This window comes from Ktedonobacter sp. SOSP1-52 (genome assembly GCF_016587395.1).
Map to the genome: position 1 here is coordinate 1,837,122 of NZ_BNJH01000003.1, position 17,882 is coordinate 1,855,003.

At 53.6% G+C, this 17,882-nt stretch carries 17 protein-coding genes and 2 pseudogenes; 6 read left to right on the forward strand and 13 right to left on the reverse strand.

The window, feature by feature from the left end; genetic code table 11:
* Positions 1–25: 25 nt before the first annotated feature.
* The 8 genes and pseudogenes from JMJ16_RS33385 to JMJ16_RS33415 all read right to left on the reverse strand — a co-directional run bounded on the left by JMJ16_RS33385 (position 26) and on the right by JMJ16_RS33415 (position 6,312).
* A complete protein-coding gene (locus JMJ16_RS33385; RefSeq protein WP_236601792.1) occupies positions 26–1,300 on the reverse strand; it encodes a PLP-dependent aminotransferase family protein in 1,275 nt (424 codons plus the stop codon).
* Between the two features lie 254 nt (positions 1,301–1,554).
* Complete coding sequence (locus tag JMJ16_RS33390) at positions 1,555–2,247, reverse strand: TMEM175 family protein (protein ID WP_201388620.1); 693 nt, start codon at positions 2,245–2,247, stop codon at positions 1,555–1,557.
* 297 nt (positions 2,248–2,544) lie between these two features.
* A complete protein-coding gene (locus JMJ16_RS33395; protein ID WP_201388622.1) occupies positions 2,545–3,186 on the reverse strand; it encodes a hypothetical protein in 642 nt (213 codons plus the stop codon).
* A 133-nt stretch (positions 3,187–3,319) separates the two neighbouring features.
* Positions 3,320–3,715: a plastocyanin/azurin family copper-binding protein gene (locus tag JMJ16_RS33400; protein ID WP_201388624.1), complete on the reverse strand. Its 396-nt coding sequence runs from the start codon at positions 3,713–3,715 to the stop codon at positions 3,320–3,322.
* A 475-nt stretch (positions 3,716–4,190) separates the two neighbouring features.
* On the reverse strand, positions 4,191–4,415 hold the full coding sequence (locus tag JMJ16_RS33405; RefSeq protein WP_201386566.1) for a KOW motif-containing protein: 225 nt from the start codon (positions 4,413–4,415) through the stop codon (positions 4,191–4,193).
* Positions 4,416–4,622: 207 nt separating this feature from the next.
* Positions 4,623–4,792: pseudogene (locus JMJ16_RS54830) on the reverse strand (transposase); the annotation flags it as partial.
* Positions 4,793–4,882: 90 nt separating this feature from the next.
* The gene (locus tag JMJ16_RS33410; RefSeq protein WP_201388627.1) at positions 4,883–5,269 is read right to left on the reverse strand and encodes a hypothetical protein; all 387 of its coding nucleotides are present in this window, start codon (positions 5,267–5,269) and stop codon (positions 4,883–4,885) included.
* A 158-nt stretch (positions 5,270–5,427) separates the two neighbouring features.
* On the reverse strand, positions 5,428–6,312 hold the full coding sequence (locus JMJ16_RS33415) for an NAD(P)H-binding protein (RefSeq protein ID WP_201388629.1): 885 nt from the start codon (positions 6,310–6,312) through the stop codon (positions 5,428–5,430).
* Between the two features lie 445 nt (positions 6,313–6,757).
* Here JMJ16_RS33415 and JMJ16_RS54835 point away from each other — a divergent pair, with 445 nt between their 5' ends.
* The 3 genes from JMJ16_RS54835 (at position 6,758) to JMJ16_RS33430 (ending at position 9,277) form a co-directional block, all read left to right on the forward strand.
* Positions 6,758–6,847, forward strand: coding sequence for a GntR family transcriptional regulator (locus JMJ16_RS54835; RefSeq protein WP_236601853.1), 90 nt, complete (start codon positions 6,758–6,760; stop codon positions 6,845–6,847).
* 736 nt (positions 6,848–7,583) lie between these two features.
* Positions 7,584–8,612: a hypothetical protein gene (locus JMJ16_RS33425; RefSeq protein WP_201377840.1), complete on the forward strand. Its 1,029-nt coding sequence runs from the start codon at positions 7,584–7,586 to the stop codon at positions 8,610–8,612.
* Positions 8,609–9,277 (forward strand): transposase, encoded by a 669-nt coding sequence (locus tag JMJ16_RS33430; protein ID WP_201377837.1) that lies wholly within the window; start codon positions 8,609–8,611, stop codon positions 9,275–9,277. The genes JMJ16_RS33425 and JMJ16_RS33430 overlap by 4 nt, the downstream gene beginning before the upstream one ends.
* Positions 9,278–9,588: 311 nt before the next feature.
* Here the strand turns inward: JMJ16_RS33430 and JMJ16_RS33435 are convergent, their stop codons facing one another.
* Entirely contained in the window at positions 9,589–9,807 is a 219-nt protein-coding gene (locus JMJ16_RS33435; RefSeq protein WP_201388631.1) for a hypothetical protein, read from the reverse strand.
* 652 nt (positions 9,808–10,459) lie between these two features.
* On the opposite strand from JMJ16_RS33435, the gene JMJ16_RS33440 reads away from it, so the two are divergent.
* Complete coding sequence (locus JMJ16_RS33440; protein ID WP_201388633.1) at positions 10,460–11,410, forward strand: hypothetical protein; 951 nt, start codon at positions 10,460–10,462, stop codon at positions 11,408–11,410.
* Between the two features lie 83 nt (positions 11,411–11,493).
* The gene (locus tag JMJ16_RS33445; protein ID WP_201388635.1) at positions 11,494–12,624 is read left to right on the forward strand and encodes a kelch repeat-containing protein; all 1,131 of its coding nucleotides are present in this window, start codon (positions 11,494–11,496) and stop codon (positions 12,622–12,624) included.
* 324 nt (positions 12,625–12,948) lie between these two features.
* Here JMJ16_RS33445 and JMJ16_RS33450 read toward each other — a convergent pair whose 3' ends face one another.
* Together JMJ16_RS33450 and JMJ16_RS33455 are read right to left on the reverse strand one after the other, a co-directional pair.
* A complete protein-coding gene (locus JMJ16_RS33450; protein WP_201388637.1) occupies positions 12,949–13,932 on the reverse strand; it encodes an NAD(P)-dependent oxidoreductase in 984 nt (327 codons plus the stop codon).
* 352 nt (positions 13,933–14,284) lie between these two features.
* A complete protein-coding gene (locus JMJ16_RS33455) occupies positions 14,285–14,914 on the reverse strand; it encodes an LUD domain-containing protein (RefSeq protein ID WP_201388639.1) in 630 nt (209 codons plus the stop codon).
* A gap of 350 nt (positions 14,915–15,264) precedes the next feature.
* Here JMJ16_RS33455 and JMJ16_RS33460 point away from each other — a divergent pair.
* Positions 15,265–15,576: pseudogene (locus JMJ16_RS33460) on the forward strand (sigma factor); the annotation flags it as partial.
* 1,067 nt (positions 15,577–16,643) lie between these two features.
* On the opposite strand, the gene JMJ16_RS33465 reads toward JMJ16_RS33460, so the two are convergent.
* Positions 16,644–17,129: an iron chaperone gene (locus tag JMJ16_RS33465; protein ID WP_201388642.1), complete on the reverse strand. Its 486-nt coding sequence runs from the start codon at positions 17,127–17,129 to the stop codon at positions 16,644–16,646.
* Positions 17,130–17,349: 220 nt separating this feature from the next.
* The gene (locus JMJ16_RS33470) at positions 17,350–17,802 is read right to left on the reverse strand and encodes a pyridoxamine 5'-phosphate oxidase (RefSeq protein WP_201388643.1); all 453 of its coding nucleotides are present in this window, start codon (positions 17,800–17,802) and stop codon (positions 17,350–17,352) included.
* Positions 17,803–17,882 lie beyond the last annotated feature (80 nt).

The window sequence follows — 17,882 nt, forward strand, 5'->3', positions numbered from 1 at the left end:
AAATATATACATAACAAAAAATATATCACTTCACTTCCTGCTGCAACGACTCGATGAGGAGCGCTCTTCTGGCCGCATAGAGGTCGCGCATACGGCGGATATGACGCAGCAAATACCCTTTGGTCATCCAGGCTTCCAGGGTCAATTGGTCAAGAATAGGCACATGAATATGGGTATAACTACACAGGGCGAGGAAAGGGGGGATGAGTTGGGGAGGGACGATCAGGTAGCCGATGCGAAGTGCTGGAAAAAGCACTTTGCTGAACGTTCCAATGTAGATGACGCGCTGGGCGAGATCAAGTCCCTGTAAGGCATCAAGTGGTCGACCACTGAAGCGATAATCGCTGTCATAATCATCTTCGAGAATCCAGGCATTGGCTTGCTTGGCCCATTGCAGGAGGGCAACGCGTTGGGCCAGATGCATGGTTATACCCGAAGGGAATTGATGCGATGGAGTGACGAAGGCCAGGCGAGCTTGTGGGTAGCGCTTTTGCCCAATTTCCACATTGATCCCTTGCGATGTCACAGGGATAGGAGCCAGTTGCGCGCCCGCGTTGAGGAGCGCGTGTTGTGCTCCGAGATAGCCCGGATTTTCCATCCAGGCAAGATCACCTGGGTTCAGGAGGAGGCGCGCTGCCAGATCTAAAGCTGTCTGCGCTCCTGGCACAATAATGACCTGCTCGGCCTGGCAATGCACGCCTCGTGTGATGCTCACATGGATGGCGATCGCTTCACGGAGCGGGTAATAGCCCGCGATCTCCTGATAATTGGCCATGTTTCTGGGCATAGATCGTGCGCAGTGAGCCGCGACCTGGTTCCACTGTGGAAAGGGAAAGGCACGTAGGTCTGGGGTGCCTGTGTGAAAAGCCCGTGGGGGCGTTGGTCGACGATAGGTCTGGATAGAGGACACAGGTGCCTGGCGCGTTAAATCCTCTCCCAGGTGAGACAAGAAGAGAGGGGCGTGTGTGCTTTCGTCGGGAGCGGTGTTTCTCTGTGGAACTCCTTTGGGAAGGGAAAAGGTCTCAGGAAGGTCGCATGCCACCCTGGTCCCCTGCCCGACCCTTCTTTCGATATAGCCTTCAGCACAGAGTTGTTCATAGGCATGGTTCACTGTATTAAGAGAAATCCCTAATTCGCTTGCCAGAGCCCGTGTTGATGGGAGGACTTGACCTGGATGCAATTGATCACTGAGGATGGCATGACGCAGTCGATCATACAACTGGCGATGCAATGGCATCGTGAAGGTGCGATTGAGGGCAAGATCTGCTGTGTTTTGAAGTGCGTGTCGTCTTTTTGCCATGCTTGTTTCCCTCTCGCTTAGCGGGGAAAACACCTGTAAAAAATGTCGGGACCCCTTGTACCGCCGGCGCCACAAAGCCGGGCAGCAATTGGTGGATGCAAGTATCCTGCCGCACCTGCCTGAGCCTGATCCACAAACCACCCCAGCCACGAACGCACCAACGCATGAGTGCGATCACGCACGATGCCACCAACGCAGCAACGCACCTTCGCACAAGAGCAGCAGCGTGAAAGCGCGCAGTAGCCCCTTCGGCCTCACGCCTCGCTTTCAGGAGCCGTCTGCTCGTCTTGCAAGAGGGCAAGACGACGTGGACTCGGGCTGCGTACATAGTAGGTGAAGGCCCAGAAGATCCACAGGCAACTGCACAAGCCTAGACTTACATAGGGATTCCAGAAGGCCAGCAGAGTCGCCAGCAGGTAGAGCGGCAATCCCAGCAGTTGGTTGCGTGTCAGCCTCTTTATCTGGCGGGAAGTCACGGCTGGGTGCAGCAGATGGCGCTGATGCGTGGCTGCCCACCAGAGCAGGTTGTAGGCCACATTGATCACAACAAAGACCCCGGCATAGACGGCACACGCTAGGGACGCCGCGGGCGTGATGAGGTACTGGGTCACCAGAGAGGTGGGAAAGGGCACCACGGTGACTAACAACAGTAGCAAGCCATTGGCGAACAGAAAGGGGGTGTCGGTCTTGTACACCAATTTGAAAAGGCCATGATGGCTTGCCCACATGATCAAGATCGTGGCAAAGCTCGTCATGAACGTGAGGTAAGACGGCCACCGCGCAAGCAGCGCGCTGCCCAACGCGGGCACGGAGATCGCTCCCGGCAGGTGTGGCACCTGCAAATTGAACACCAGCAACGTAATGGCGACGGCAAAGACGCCATCGCTGAAGGATTCGAGGCGACCGGTCTCTTTTTCGACGGCCCCTGCTCGCTGTTCACGGCTCATTCTCTCTCCTTGCGGATACGCCAAGTACGTTGCCGCACATCTTGGGGTAATGGGAGGATCTGTGTCATGTACTGGCCTCTGAGAAACAACAGAGCGGATTTGCACGGTAAGGGAATTTCTTCGATCCTCTTTCGGCTTGGTAAGTGGCTTGAGCCAAGGGATGATCGTTTCCCTTTTGCGTGGCAGGAATGGCGTTGTTAGATCGGTACTTTCTCTCTTGTACCGCTTTCTTAACCACTTTATTTTCCTTATCGTGCAAATCCGCTCCGTTGTTCCTCAAAGGCCTTTATCTTATGCTCACGCTCTATGCTTGGTTTTGTCGCCCTGCTTGAGCTGGCCTGCAATGATAACGACGCTTGCAGCGGCAAGGAAGAGTCCGGTGTCCATTGCACCACCGTAGGCGACGCCGGGAGTGAACCAGGGGGCAGGTATACCATCCAGCATGAAGTAGCTCAGACCGAGCAGTCCTGCACCGATGGCAGCAAGCAGTCCCAGGATCACCAGCAGCCGATCGCCATAGGCGAACAGGATCGCACTTCTTCCTCTGAGAGCACGCTTGGCAAACGGGCGCAGCAACGTTACCAGACCAGCGGTAATGAGTCCCAGACCGGCGAGGGTCTCACTCCATTCGATGAAGAAGCCGAAGAGTGCAGCGTTAGGCACAACCAGTCCCTGCAGCAGAGCCACGAAGAGGCCCGGCAAGCGCCCGCTGCTGGTAGTGGTGCGAAGAAGCTCACTGAGCTGATCAGGGAAGGTTCCCAGCAGGATCTTATCGGCACCAGCTAGCAACCAGGCATAGCCAACGATGAGTTGCAGGCCGACCAGCGCCGGATTCGCGGTCGGAATTACGCGTTCTTGAGACTGTCTGTCAGATTGCGGCTTTACAGATTCTTCTAGTAGTGGTCGAGTTTCAATACGAGGATGAGTCGTTGTATTCATTGCTTTCACCTTTACTAGCCCACCACGCGCCTGAAAATGTGCGGCTGGTGTGCTCTCATCTTTTGTGCCTTTTTGTTTATTTAGGAAGGGGCGGTATGTATTTCATTCATTCCTGCTTGACGGTTCGGTACTCCTACACTACCTGGACAGTCAGGTTCATACCGGAATGGATCGCACAATAGAGCTTGAACGTTCCTGCGGTAGTGAAAGGACCAATCGTCTGCGAACTATTGCCTGCAACTTGCAAATCCTTGACCTGCGGTGCACCCGGCTCGGCACCTGGATGTGCCTTACCCTGCTCCCAGGTTCCATTAGCGATAATGTGCGTCGTTATCGTATCAGCAACCAATGTGACACTTTCTCCCTTTTTAATAGTAATGGACGACTGGACAAACTGCATACTGCTCATGTGGACGACGTTCTCTATAGAGTGAGAAGCAGGATTAGCATTGCTAGCAGTGCCACAGGCTGCTAGGAGAAGGACGATAACGCTACATAGGGCCAGGATGACGCCTGGTTTTCTCAACATATGCTTTGCCTCAATTCTAGAATGGTTGGTTGTCTATCTATACAATAGGCGCCATTTATATTGTTCGTAGAATAAATTTGCGCTTTCCTGGCTCATATAATTTCTAATGAATCCCCTAAAAACGTTCTGGATACAGATTGATGACAGGGTACCGCGAAAATATCCTGACTCATAAAATTTCGTGTCGTCATTTGTGTCGTTTTCGTCAAACGTTGGATGATTGAGAATGGCCAAAGTGATCGTTTTTTGACGCAATTTTTTTGCATAGTACCGCGAAATGGCTTGTGGCGTGGATTCATTTTTGTTGCTCATTTTTCGTTTACCTGATGCAAAAAGCTGCTGCACGATCGTGGCAAGTCAGAAAACATTTTGTTTCCTGCCAGGAAAAGAATTGTGTCAGGCAGGCTAGAAATGCGCCACTTCTGCCTCTCAGCTACTGAGATACGCGAATGGTTATGAGTCAAGAAACGAAATTTTATTCTACGAACAACAGAGCATCTATGAATTCGATCTCGTTGTGCTCAAACCACATTGGTTCCCGTAGCGAGTCCAGAGCAATCAGGTAAAAACCAAAAAACGGGTCATCTTCTTCGCCATCAATGATGTTAACGCGCACAATCGTTCCTTTCAATCCTCGGAACGGACCGTAACTCGTGACCCGTATTCGCTTTCCTTCCTTAGCAAAGTGCTCATGACTCATGATAGGTCAACTCCTTTGTTCATCGCTAATGCTTCAAGGTGAGAAATCTCTTTCTCTCTAAAGGAAAGAGAGCAACACTTGCTCACACATGCATCATTTTTATATTTTTCTGCTATCACAGATGCAACATGTTATTACCAGAGAAAGGCGTATGGAGAAAGGCGAACGCATCAAACGAGCCTATGAAATCGCGTTCAGTTAAATGGACTAGGGCCTGTTTGCAAACCATAACCAAAGCAGAATACAGGCAAGCGTGACCATAGCCAGGAAATTGACCGCACGCTTCTCGTAGCGAGTGGCCACGCGCCGAAACTGCTTGAGTCGATTAATCGTCGTTCGACCACATTGCGCTCTTTATAGAGGGCTCGGTTAAAGGGCCCGGTGCGCGTCTCATCGCAGCGGCGGGCAATCGTGTACCCAATTCCCGCCGCTATCTCAAGCGGCAAATCTTGCGACTACTGTACGCCTTATCTCCCAGAACCCGCTTGGGCCGGAGCTTGGGGCGCCCTCGCCCCACTCGCTTGACCGTGCCTTGCTTCATCAATACCTCGAAGAATAGGCTCAATGGGAACACGTTGCTTGGCGGCCATCAACGTTTTAATCGCTGTTTCGCGTACATATTTCCCCTCATGACGCAAATAGGGCAAAATCAGATGAAGAGGAATGATCTGCGAGGACCGGTAGTACCACACCTCCATGGCCTCAGTACAAACCGCCGGTATTAGATCAGCCATCAGCGTGAGCAGCAATTTATCAGAAACTCGCTCTTTCCAACTCGGGAAATCACCTATCAGTATTTCGCGTAACCAGAGGTGCTCTTCTGGATCCAATGCCAAACGAATGGCAGAGATCACATGCTTCTTCCGCGTACGCCGCTGCCAGTGTGTGGGCCACATCTATACGCAAAAGATGCTTGAGGTTTCAACATCCTCAAGAATCGCCATCAACGCATCGACAGGCAGCAGCTTCTGAATCAGCCCCAGAATAATCGCCTGCTCCGTCGCCGTGGTGCTCAGGCCAAGACGGCTGGCTTGAGCACTTCCTCACACCACTGGCGAAAGCTGGTAGGGGCGGTGGACTCGGGGGTGCGCGGCTCAGCGTTGTCGATACCGTTGTTCTTGGCCACCATCATATCGACCATGCCCTGCGCCATAGCGTCGGACATTCCGGATGCGGTCAGCCTGGCCTTCAGGGCCTCGCCGGGGATCTGTTGGTAGCGCACTGGCCTGCCTAGCACCTCCGACATGATCTGCGCCATGTCGTTGAAGGACAGGTCCTCAGGGCCAAGCACCGGGACGCTGCCCTGGCCACTCCAGGAGTGATCGAGTAGCAGTCTGGTGGCGACGGAGGCGATGTCGCGGGTGGCGCAGGTTGGGACCTTGCGCTCCCCGGATACCATGTCGAAGAACATACCCTGGCTCTTGATCGACCTGACCTGACGGAGCAGGTTATCCATGTAGGAGGCTATCGTCAGTGCGCGGTAACTGACCCCCGTGCTTGCGATCAGGTCGTCCTTGGCCAGCAACCCCGCCACCAGCCCGGAGTTTTTTTCCACCGCCGTGCCGCGACCGAGGGCCGAGATCCCAATCACTCGCTTAACCCTCTGACTCTTGAAGGCCTCGCACGCTGGCCTGCTGAAGTCCACGTAGGCGGCCTCGACGCTCGCGGCGTGGGGGTCCGGGGGTACCACCCAGAATACAGAGTCGGCACCTGCGAACGCCCGGCTGACGACGTCGAGGTCGCCATGCGATCCTTGCACGACCTCGACGCGCTCACGTGTGTGCGCGGGAAGGCGAGAGGGATCGCGTACGATCACGCGGATCGGCTCGTTACTATTGAGCAGGTTGTTCAGAACTTGATGGCCGAACTGGCCTGTAGGTGCGGTGACGACAATCATGAAAACTACCTCCAAGGTTGTGAAAACCCTTTTTCCCGTATGAGAAATACCTGTTTGTGTCTAGTGCAATCTCAGGAGACCTAATGTGTAAGAGGGAGCGTCCCTCATCTTCGTTGACACAGGAACCCTGGCTCTATTGCACTACTTGCAGTCAGAACTAGTGCAATCTCAGGAGACCTAGTGTGTAAGAGAGAGCGTCCCTCATCTTCGTTGACACAGGAACCCTGGCTCTATTGCACTACAGGTCTCTGGAACCTGCACTAGCGCTGACTTTCGCAGGAAGGATACTCTAGAAAGAGAGCCCCTTCAAGAGTCATTTTTGCAAATATCATGGTATCATTTGCTGGAGGCTTCCTTTTCAAGCAAGGCAAAAAGACAACACGCACTTCAAAACACAGCAAATCTTGCTCTCAATCGCACCTTCACGATACCATTGCATCGCCAGTTGTATGATCGACTGCGTCATGCCATCCTCAGTGGTCAATTGCAACCAGGTCAAGTCCTCCCATCAACACGGGTTCTGGCAAGCGAATGAGAGCAATGATCAGAAGGCTTGAGGCATAAAAAGCTGTTCCTCTGACAAAACAGGTTCTGCATCCATGAGCAGATAACCACAGTGCGTAAACCAGCCGTGAGTGTCCTGGGCGGTGATGGCCTCCAACGCCTCTGCGAGGGCCAGTCGTAAAGCCTCTTGTGCGTGAGCACCAACCCCGCCGGAAAAACGCTTTGAGCTTTGAAAAAGCCTCTTCAATTGAGGAGAGATCTGGCGAATTAAGAAGGGAAATAGAGCAATCGACACCCGCAGGCTTCAATGGCTTGGCGAACCGGTGTGCCCTGATGGGTACTCAAATTGTCCATCACCACCGTTTGCCCACTGTGTCAACTGGGAGTAAGGACTTGCTCGATGGAGGTCTCAAAGGCCAGAGCATCAGCAGACCCTTGCAGGATCATGGCCTATCCTATGAGGTGAAAGTGAGGCAATCAACGTGGCGTTGCTTCCACAATTGCCAGGAGCCTTGCCCACGGCTCGTTCCCCTTTAAGGGCACGGGCATACAGGCGAGTTAAGGCGATTGCGTTCCACATTCATCACAAAGATCCCCTCGTCTTGTGGCTCCCGTTGGCTTTGTTCACGCCAGGTTCGTCGTGTCTCTTCGTTGCGCTCGGAGGCCACCAGCGTCTTTTTTTTCCGTAGGGGCAGAGATGCCGACTGAGCCCATGTGGTACACTCTCCACCAGGAAAGGATCTCAGAAACAGCCAGGAGAGAAACGCATGAAACCTGCGCGGACATTTTCCCAGGTCAGCCGACGTTTTTACCGTCCCGAAGTGACACACTGTGCCGACTGCCAGAAGCGACTCCGGCGGGCCGTCACCTTGTCGGAACGCACGGTGGTCACGTTGCAGGAGGTGATCAAACTGGTGCATGCGGGCTACCGCTGTTCCGATGCGCAGTGTGTGGGCCATCAGCGGACGTATCGCAGTGCGCGAGCGGATGCGCTGGCCCTGCCCCACTTCACGTATGGGGTGGATGTGGTGCTGTTGGTGGGGCGGCTGCGATTGGTCGAGCACCAAACCGTCGACGAGATCCATCGCGAGTTACTGGCCCGGTTGGCCCCGTTGGGAGTCAAGATCGCGCGCCGAGAAGTGCTCTACCTGTTTGATGCGTACTGCACGTTGCTGCGGGCAGCGAGTGCGGCCAACGAGGACCAGGAGTGGTTGGCCCAAGTCGAGAAGAACGGGGGCATCATTGTTGCCATCGACGGCATTCAGCCTGACAAAGGGAACGAGACAGTGTACCTGGTCCGCGATGCGCTGACTGGGCGGGTCCTGGTGGCCGAGAATGTGCTCTCCTCGGAGACTGCCGTCATGAAAGCACTCTTGACTCCGGTGGTTGAGCTGGGGGTGAAGGTGCTGGGCACGATCAGCGATGCCCAGGAAAGTGAGCTGCTGGCACTCCAGGAGCTCTGGCCGGAGGTCCCTCATCAGGTGTGTCAGTTCCATGCGCTGCGCGATGCCTCCAAGACCGCCTTTGAAGCAGACAAAGCGGCGAAAACGGCGATCCGCAAACGCTTACAGCCGAAGGTTCGTGCGGTGCGCAAACAGATCAAGAAGGCCCTCGTGACCGCCTCGCCTCAGGAGGCCGAGCAGCTCCGCGTGCTGGATGCGTACGCCACTGGGATCTTGACCGCGCTCAATATCGACGGCGTGCAGCCGCTGACTTTTGCGACGGTCGAGGCAAGCCAGATGCTGGAGGAGATCGAAGCCAGTCTCCAGCACTTGCTCAAAAAGGGGGCGCCGTGAGTCGGCGGTGTGAACAGAAGCTCACCCGTCTGCAGGCAATTGTGACAGAACGGGCAACCTGGGCAGAGCACCTGAGACAGGTCAAGCGGATGTATGGCTGGCTCTGTGAGGTCGAAGCGATCCTGGTGAAAGAAGCGGCACGCACGCTCGCAGAACCCGTGAGCAATGAGAGCGTGGGACGACGCCTGGACGCGTGGCGCGAGCAGATGGTCCAACTTCTGGAAACGTCCCCCCTCTCGGAGTTGGAACAGGAGAGCCTACGGGAGCTGCTGCAGGTGCTTTCGAATCTGCGCCCGTACCTGGTGCAGTGTTATGAGCGGGAGGACTTTCCGCGCACCAACAATGACATGGAGCGCAGCATTCGCGCGCTCAAAACGCAGTATCGCCGGGTGAGCGGGCGCAAGAATTGGAATGCGTATCTGTTGCGCTATGGGCGCTGCGTGGCCTATGCGCCCTGGTGGGAGCAAGATGAGACCCACCGCCACCACTTGCAGCGCCAGATTGCTCAGCTTGACCGGGGCCGGTGGAGAGAACTGCGCCAGCAGACGACCCGTGCCCAGCAGGAGCAGCTCACGCGGTTTCGTTTCCGTCACAAGCGTTCTTCCGTGCTGACCTCGCTCGAATCACGCTGGACCGAGGCTACTCAGTCGGTATCTCTGCCCTGACGGTTTTTTTCGTGTCCAGCCCACAGCATGAATGGCACGGCTCATGCTTGCCGTACTTACCTGTTGGCCATGTTTGGCTTCCCAGATCTGGTGAAGAGGCTTTCATGTCTTCAGCCTATTCCCTGGCTCAAAACTTATTGCGGTAGCTATATTGTACCGTGCAACTTTTGCAGAGGGAAGTGCCACGTAAGATACTGTATGGTTTGTCAAGCGGGAAACGGTTTGAGCTTAGAGATGGTGGGCTTGGGCCGGGTTGATCACACTCACCTGGGAATCGGCTTGCGTCAGGCTCAGAGCTAAGTTCATGGAAGTCAGGAGCCCGTCGCTTCCATCACCACCAAGATGATACGCGCGGCATGGCCAGTCGAGAGCAACCGCTGCTGGATAGAACGGAAGCCCTGCGGGGTCTGCTCAATCGTCATTGCACGAGAGGGTTTCCGACCAGAGGTCATCCAAGCTATCGAGGCAGAAGCTTTCGCGATGTCCACTCCGACGAAAAGGTTGTACGATGCTGCTTGATAGGCCATCATAGCCTCTTTTCTAGGGGATCAAAATGGAGAACGCCGTGTTGTCTCGGAACCAGGGGCAGGTTTGTCTAAGTTCGTCATACCTGGTCAAAGCCACAGGATACGGTACAAACTTGAACCAGCCCAGGATAATGGGGACTCTCTTACGTTCGCGGTCATGCCGAGGCTCGCACCTCGTCCTCACCATCATCTTGGAACCGATGTGCCTCGTATACGAGCTATCACCCATAAGGGCTAGTGGGCAAGACCATCAGGTTCGTAGTTGATATCAGCCAGTCGAGATTCTCGGCATAGTGTATCGCTGTACTCATTTTCCTCTATAATCATTAATATGATGAGGCGCCCGCTTCTTTTTTCTTCTATTGCTTTAATTGTCAAAATAAGGGAAGTGATTTTTTATAATCTTTTTGTTTTGAGGAGTGTATTTGTGTTTCTCTTTGCTTTATTTTATCTCGACAATAAGAATTATCTTGGTTATACTTAGCAATACATCCAACATCCAATTTATGAAAGGGGAAAACTACTAAAGTAGAAATGTTGAGATGGCCTTCTTGGGAAGTTACCAGAGAGGGTCAATGGAGAGAAGAACCTGAACGGTTGTATTTAACTTTGCTACATTTGCATGTATCTATTTATGAGAGAGAGAGGATTCTTTGTGAAAAGCCACTCCCCTTTTTCCCTTGTTCGACGCGGTAAACAGGCGCTGTTTACCCTGGTTTTACTGCTGATGTGTTCCCTTCACGTTCCTGTCGCCCATGCAAGCGAGCTTACATCTGCCTCGACTGGCTCTGGTCAAGGTATACAACCTGGTCAATTGTTGACTGGAGGAAAGGGTCACCAGAAGCAGAATCCAGCCTTCTTGCAACAAAAAAATCAATGGAAACCGCACATTGTACTGGCTTCACAGGCTCACCTGAGCTATTCCCCGGCACAATATGTCAATGAGCCTCCTTATACCGGTACCGATTCGGCTGGACACGGCTATACCGATAAATATTTTTGGAATGAGTGTGGACCAGGAGCCTCAACAGCTACGCTTGGGTATTGGGGCGTCAATCTCAAGAGGGGGACTCACACTTATAGTGATCCTTACACCACGACAGCTTGGAATGATACGCATTACACTTCCTATGTCCAGTATATTGCGACGCAGAGCTATCCCTCAGCTTTTACTTCAGCTGGTGAGATGAGCTACCAGAGCTATCCAAACGCTTACGCTACCTTCGGTGATGTCAGGGACGTTTTAAACTGGGAAGCGTCGGGCCATAGCTCCAACTATTTCAACTATTTCTATGCAGTGCTTGGCGTAGATAGCTTGACCAAGGCGAGCTTTAAGAATGACGTGCAGCAAGATATTGCCTTGAGCAAGAAGCCACTCATTGTTTCTGTCAATGACAACGTCCTGCCGGATTGGATCAACGCGCCTGGAACAAGCCATTTTATCACCATCCTCGGGTACGATTTCACCAATAACACCATGACTTATTCCGAGACCTGCGGGCAGAAGTCTTGCAATACACAAGGTACAGGAGTTTACACCATTACTATTGATCAACTCTGGAATGGGATGGTCTATGACAATGGCAATGGTGGCATTATCTGGTAATAGTGACATCTTATGCTTGCTCTGATTCTTGAAGGCAGCAACACATGAGACAAAGGTTTTTGGTGAAAGAAGAGATTAATCTTATGGGCAAAGGCATGCGGTCGCCTACCTGGCTGCAACTCATGGCAGGCCTCTGCATTCTCGGCCTCGTCCTTCTTTTGACAGCCTGTGGAGATTATTCTGCAGCGGTTTCACAGAGCAAAGCGACGCCCCATGCAACCGCAACGCCGCATCCTGATGCCCACATCGTCCCGACTTTTATCGACGATAAAACTGGGCCAGGCTCAAGAGCTGTGCCGCAATTTGCCTATGACAGGCAGCACAAGACACTTGTGCTCTTGGGTGGCAAGAGCTTCAATGGCTATTTACAGGATACGTGGACCTGGGATGGGCATGCCTGGACGCAACAGCATCCCGCGACCTCGCCAGGACCCATTCTTGGGGCCAGTATGGCCTATGATGATGCCACGGGTCTCGTCGTGCTCTTCGGCGGTTCTCCCATCTTCGGTTCAGCTACGAACGATACGTGGACCTGGGATGGCAGCACCTGGACCCAGATGCATCCTAGCATCGCTCCACCACCACGCAGGGATGCCACTCTGGTGTATGATGCAGCGATTGGGCAGCTTGTCCTCTTTGGGGGGTATGGAACGGACACGAAATCTCCCTTGAACGATACGTGGACCTGGGATGGGCAGACCTGGACTCAGCAGCATCCCGCTACTTCTCCTTCAGCCCGCTTGAATGCAAGCATGGCCTATGATGCTGCCATGCGCACGGTGGTGCTTTTCGGGGGAGATGACATGGGCGCACCCATTCCCCTCTTGACCGATACGTGGATCTGGGATGGCACGACGTGGACCCAACAGCATCCCGCCACCTCTCCCGAGGTGCGTTTCACCAACGATGGGACCTTATATGGAGCCTACCCCTCTCCCACTGCTATGGTCCTGGATGAGGCTTCCCAACAGGTGATCCTGACGCTGGCGGGAGGTGAAGATTCTGACAAACAGAAAATCCAGGTTTCCTGGGCCTGGAATGGAAGAACCTGGACTCAAAAGTCAGTACAACATCTTCCAGAACAAAAGATGTACCTGTTCTTTAGTGCGGCGCAGCAAACCGTCTATGCCTTTGCCACTTCCATCACTATGAGTACATTCAATGATAGCTTATGGCGGTGGAACGGCAAAACATGGCAATCCCCTACAGGGTAAGTTTTGAGAGATCTAGAGCTTAGATCAATGCGGAGGCATAATCGCCTCCGCATTGATCTTCTTATCGTTTTTCTTGTTGTCTTCGACTGCTAGAGTTTCCTCCTTCCTCTCGCCTGTCTGTTATGAATCGCAAATCCCCGTGGTGATTTGCCCATTTTGGGGAGAAGCTGCTGATTTCCTGGCAATGCTTCTGTTGAAAGTACCTCCCTTTCTTTCGCCTGTGAAACCGTTCTCGCGGGATGAGACCCGCGAGAACGGGAATCGAGAACTTGCAGGAGCATGGACAAGAAATCCACAGCTTCTTCCCACAATGGACAGGGCGGTTTATGGCCTTTCTTCCGCTTTGCTCATACTCTCTTGCTGGTCGCGCACAAGAAGCGCCTGTTGGATGCCCTGCCGATAGGTTGGGGCAACCACTGGTTTCCACCCGAGCTCACGCACCGCCTTCGCGTTGGAGACGCGCATGGAGGTAGAGAAGAAGTCGGTCGCCAGGGGAGCGAGTGGACGCATCATCCAGCTTGGGAGTGAAAAGGGCCTCGGGAGATGAGCCTGCTGGCAGAGGAACGTGAAGAAGTCTTTATTGTGTACCGGTTCGTCATCGACGATGTTATACGCTTCTCCTGCCTTGCCCCGTTCGAGGGCTGCGACTGTGGCGGCTGCCGCATCTTCCAGATAAATCCAGGAGGTGACCGCGCGGCCCCCATCAGGCAGAGGAAGGCTTCGGCGGCGCAGGTTCTCCAGGAGAGGGACGAGAGATGCTGGCCCATAAAAGTATCCATAGCGCAGCGATATCCCCTCGATCCAGCCCGCTTGGGTCGCTTCCCAGATCTGCCGCTCCAATGAGCGGAACCCGGCCACGTGCCGTTCGAGTTGGGAAGAGCTTCCAGCAGGTGCGAACGGACCGTCTTCAGTGATGACCTTTTCGTCCCAGTCACCGTAGCCGTAGCCCAACGTCATCGACTCCGCTACGAACCTGCGTGCTCCTACCTCCCTGGCGGCAGCGAGCAGATTCGTGGTTCCAGCATCGCGCAGCGCGTTGGTGGCATACATATCCTGATGACGCAGAGGCGTCTTCTTGAGCGCGGTCAGCGCATGAATGACGGCGTCGGTTTGCACCCCCGAGACCGCTCTGAGCAGGTCGTCACGATCCATCACATTTGCCAGGATCGGGTGAGCGCCAAGGTGAGAGAGGTGATCCATACTCTCAGGGGAACGGGCCAACCCAAAAACTTCATGTCCTGCCGCGATGAGGGCACGGGTCAAGGGGGTGCCCAGAGCCCCACTCGCTCCAGCAATCAGCCCTTTCATAATAGCCTTCCTTCTGCTGACTAGCTACGAAACTCTCTAAATGAACATTGACAATATTGGAAATTTTGAGATGAACCTGTCGTTGATGCGAAAACCGTTCATCAACAGAAGAAAGGCCCAAATGTGACCAGGTTCATCTCAAAATTTCCACTTTCTGGAATGCCGCACGCAAACATCCCGTTTGCGTGCGGTTTGATGAGGAACATGGCACGTTTTAGCTCCCTGAAACGGATACATGCTCCAGACTGAAAAACGGGCCAGCGAGATGATATCAAAGCGAATGGCGTGTTCACGAACCGCAGCACGGATGACTCTTTTTCGTACGTAAGCTCCTCTCGCTTTCCCAGATCTCCTAGAAGCCAAGCTGCTGCTTGACCAGGACCATCGTGATACGACCGGGCTCGTGCTCTGCATTGATGATCAGAAGTTTATTGATGGCGCTGGCCTGGCCGTATACTTGCTGGGCACGTTCATTTTCTAAGGGAAGGCTATATTCGCGGATGCGGCGAAGTCCATCTTCTAGCGTCCGCACGAGCTTTTGCGTGCTAACCACCCAGATCACCGTGCCCGCGCCAAAGACGGCGGCACCTAACTGGCTGCCAGATGCTGATGCAATGAGTACCTCGCCCTGTTCGGTGATCGCTTGGACGCTTCCCACTAGGACATCGGGGGCAGCGACCAGTTTGCGCATCTCGTTGCCCTGTGTCACGCGATCAAGCGTAGATAACCGAGCGCGCACCGATTGAAAGTGGTTTGCGTGTTCGATCTGCTCTGCCAAGCCAATCAGCTCAAGGGTACGCGAGGGCGAATCATAGACCTCCGTGCCATCGGGGATCAGGTCAAGCACATACGTTCTTGCATCTTCGCCGGTCTCAAAGACGACAACGCGTATGCAGTGCGCTTGCAGTGCCTGGACGGTCTTCTCGATCTGCTTCTCTGATGCCAGTTGCGTGAATTCGGAATGTGATAGATTGGTAGCCATTGAGATTGTCTTCACTTTCTTGTCTTTTGTAAATTTTGAAATGAACCGATTCTGGCCCACTTTCGGTGAAGGATGAGGTTGTTTAGAGAAATGCCCCTCTCCTTTGAGCGCAGAGAAAGGCGTGGTTCTTTCCCTACACAAGAGTTTTCACCAAGATTGTGCCAGAACCGATAAACTGCTGATTTCTTGGCAATTCTTCTGTTGAAAGTATCTCCCCTTCTTTCGCCATCGCGGTTCATCGATGCCTGAGTCGCCCAGTCGGCGCGAGAAGCGGGAGTGAGCCTCCCTGTCACATCGGTCAGGTTTCCTTTGTCATTCCTATGACAAAACGAAACGAGGAAATGTGACCGATGAAGGAGATACACACCTGGCGGGCAGCGCAATTCGAGGCAGAGCGTCCTTGCCTGCGAGCGATGGCCTACCGCATGCTCGGCTCACTCGCCGAGGCGGAGGATGCCGTCCAGAAGGCCTGGCTGCATCTCTTCTGTTCCGACACGAGTAACGTCTTGAACCTGGGCGGGTGGCTGACGACGGTGGTGGCGCGAGTCCGCCTCAACATGCTCCATGCGCGTGTGTCGCGGCGTGAGGAGTCTCTGGAAGCGTCCGTGTCTGCGCCCATCACCAGCCGCGAGGGCGGGATGGACCCCACAGAAGAGGTTTTATGAAGATTGGCTATATCCGGGTTTCCAAGCAAGAACAAAACGAGGCATTACAATGAGCCGCCGGGTCCAACTGCTCCTAACTGTTCGTAAGTTCTCCTGCCGTAATCCTTTCTGCTCGCGCGAAGTCTTTACAGAGCGTCTCCCTACGTTTGTCGATCCCTAGACCAGGACCACCATCCGATTCTGCCAGCAGATCACATCCATTGAGTTCTCCACCTGTAGAAACGGCGGAGCCAGATTCGCCACTCATTGCGGAGCATATAAAGAGAGCAAGGTCACGCCTCAGGAGGAACAAAGCTGCATAGCACCAGTGGACCAGTTCGAGAGGGTTCGGTCCCTGATTCCATTGTGAATAGGAGAGGAAACACTCTCACCAGGGTGACGACTCCCCACGGCTAAAAGCTCTGTCTTTTACCCACATTTTACAATTGATAGCATGTGCGAGCTTGGAAACGCTGTTGATGGGCTTTCATTTTCAAGGAAAACGGTCTGTGCTCAAGCTCACTGTGTTAAATGTGGGTTAAGAGTCAGGGCTTGAGCCGTGGGGAGTCGTCACGTAGAAACCCAGGTGCAAGAGAGCATCGATTTCAGACATGGTATCGATGGGAGGACACCTACTCCCCTGGAGATTGGGCTTTGGGCAATCCAGTTCTAGCCATAGCACGCGGAGCTTGCGGCACCTCAGCTTACATGCCTTCCGCTGACCACCGCTGTTCCATAACAGGCTCTTTTCCCCTCCATCTTTCGATTTCAGGTGGTTAGGCGCTCCAAGAACCTCCCTCTAAGTTTTCCCCGGTTGCACTGGGGATCTCATCAAGCGCGACACGGCGCACACATAACGCGTCATCAGACGCAAAGGAGCGGGCACCAACGACACAAGAGTGGAAACGTGGTCATGACGCTGTCGATTTTTGGGGAATTCCTCTGCTGATGGGAGAACCTTTTTCTTGGCCAGTTGCTGAGAAATCGCCTGAAGAGGCCAAAAGAGGAGCAATGCAATTGCGAGGATACTTACCCGAAAATCGACAGCGTCATGACCACATTTACGCCAGTGGCGAGTTCAGTCCTTAGCCCACCGCTTTCTTCATAAGCGCAATGATTTTCGCCTCTACTTCAGCATTCAGTTCCTTCAGCGCGAAGTAGACCGGCCACAGGGAGCCTTCGTCGAGGTTCGCGCTATCGTTGAAGCCGATCGTCGCGTACCTGGTTTTGAACTTTTGCGCGGGTTGGAAGAAGCAGACGAGCTTGCCGTCCTTAGCATACCCGGGCATCCCATACCAGGTTTTCGGCGAGAGGGCTGGCGCGCTCGCTTTGATGATCTCATGGAACCGCGTGGCCATAGCGCGATCCGGTTCCGACATCTCGGCGATCTTCGCGAGCACGTCGCTTTCCCCTTCCTCCCTGTTCTTGGTAGCGCGCTCTTCCGCCTTCCGCTCTTTAGCGCGCTCCTTCATCGCGGCTCGTTCCTCGTCTGAGAATCCCTTGGACTTCTTGTTGATCGCTTCGGCGCTCGTGGCGGATTTCTGTGTAACTTTCTTTTCAGACTGGCTCATAAAAATCTCCTCACCTTTACTTAGGTTAAAACTTCACCGCAGTTCGACTGCGGACTTATGCTATTCTCGTCATGTGGCGCCTCATGTGGCAGTGAAGCCGCGGGCGGCGTTTCTTCAAATATGCTCTCTCAGATTTAGCACCCTTGGGGCATCGGCTCTCCGGCCTCCAGTAACGTCTTCATGTCACCCCGCTTAGCGTTGTAATCCGGCCCGTTTCTACTTAAGAGCCTTGCTCGCTCTTCCATCTTTTCCGTATAGGCTTACCAGTAGCAGAGTATATCGTTGAAAACGCGCTTTCTACAGTCAACTCGAATAAAATGTAATGATCCTGCGGCTGATACCCATATGTAGTAGCAAGCTCCCGCATGGCGGGACTATCAGTGAAAAGAGCATGCCCTACCAGCCAAAATTCTCCTTCACCACCATCATTGCTACTTACCCAACAATGCAACGAATAGCCAGAACCACGCTGTAAATCATGCCCTTTCGGAGAGGTTGGCTCCATAAACAAGAAAAGATGCCCCTCGCCTATAATTGGCGTCACAGGATGAACTCGGGGCATTCCGTCAGCACGAACGGTTGCCAGATAGGATGGACCACTTTTTAATCGAGCCTCGCCAAAGGCAGAGAGTTCTGGTTCAGCGAGCGTAAAATCTTGCCAGGACTGTTTCATAAATTCTCCTGATTTTTCTGCTTAACTTAGAGTCAATCGGCGCGACGCCTCGCATGATCCAGTTTCGCGCCGATGTGCCC

Coding starts and splice junctions, on each gene's coding strand:
- JMJ16_RS33385 (WP_236601792.1), bottom strand. CDS start 1,300: ATGGCAAAAAGACGACACGCACTTCAAAACACAGCAGATCTTGCCCTC.
- JMJ16_RS33390 (WP_201388620.1), bottom strand. CDS start 2,247: ATGAGCCGTGAACAGCGAGCAGGGGCCGTCGAAAAAGAGACCGGTCGC.
- JMJ16_RS33395 (WP_201388622.1), bottom strand. CDS start 3,186: ATGAATACAACGACTCATCCTCGTATTGAAACTCGACCACTACTAGAA.
- JMJ16_RS33400 (WP_201388624.1), bottom strand. CDS start 3,715: ATGTTGAGAAAACCAGGCGTCATCCTGGCCCTATGTAGCGTTATCGTC.
- JMJ16_RS33405 (WP_201386566.1), bottom strand. CDS start 4,415: ATGAGTCATGAGCACTTTGCTAAGGAAGGAAAGCGAATACGGGTCACG.
- JMJ16_RS33415 (WP_201388629.1), bottom strand. CDS start 6,312: ATGATTGTCGTCACCGCACCTACAGGCCAGTTCGGCCATCAAGTTCTG.
- JMJ16_RS33425 (WP_201377840.1), top strand. CDS start 7,584: ATGAAACCTGCGCGGACATTTTCCCAGGTCAGCCGACGTTTTTACCGT.
- JMJ16_RS33435 (WP_201388631.1), bottom strand. CDS start 9,807: ATGATGGCCTATCAAGCAGCATCGTACAACCTTTTCGTCGGAGTGGAC.
- JMJ16_RS33445 (WP_201388635.1), top strand. CDS start 11,494: ATGGGCAAAGGCATGCGGTCGCCTACCTGGCTGCAACTCATGGCAGGC.
- JMJ16_RS33450 (WP_201388637.1), bottom strand. CDS start 13,932: ATGAAAGGGCTGATTGCTGGAGCGAGTGGGGCTCTGGGCACCCCCTTG.
- JMJ16_RS33455 (WP_201388639.1), bottom strand. CDS start 14,914: ATGGCTACCAATCTATCACATTCCGAATTCACGCAACTGGCATCAGAG.
- JMJ16_RS33465 (WP_201388642.1), bottom strand. CDS start 17,129: ATGAGCCAGTCTGAAAAGAAAGTTACACAGAAATCCGCCACGAGCGCC.
- JMJ16_RS33470 (WP_201388643.1), bottom strand. CDS start 17,802: ATGAAACAGTCCTGGCAAGATTTTACGCTCGCTGAACCAGAACTCTCT.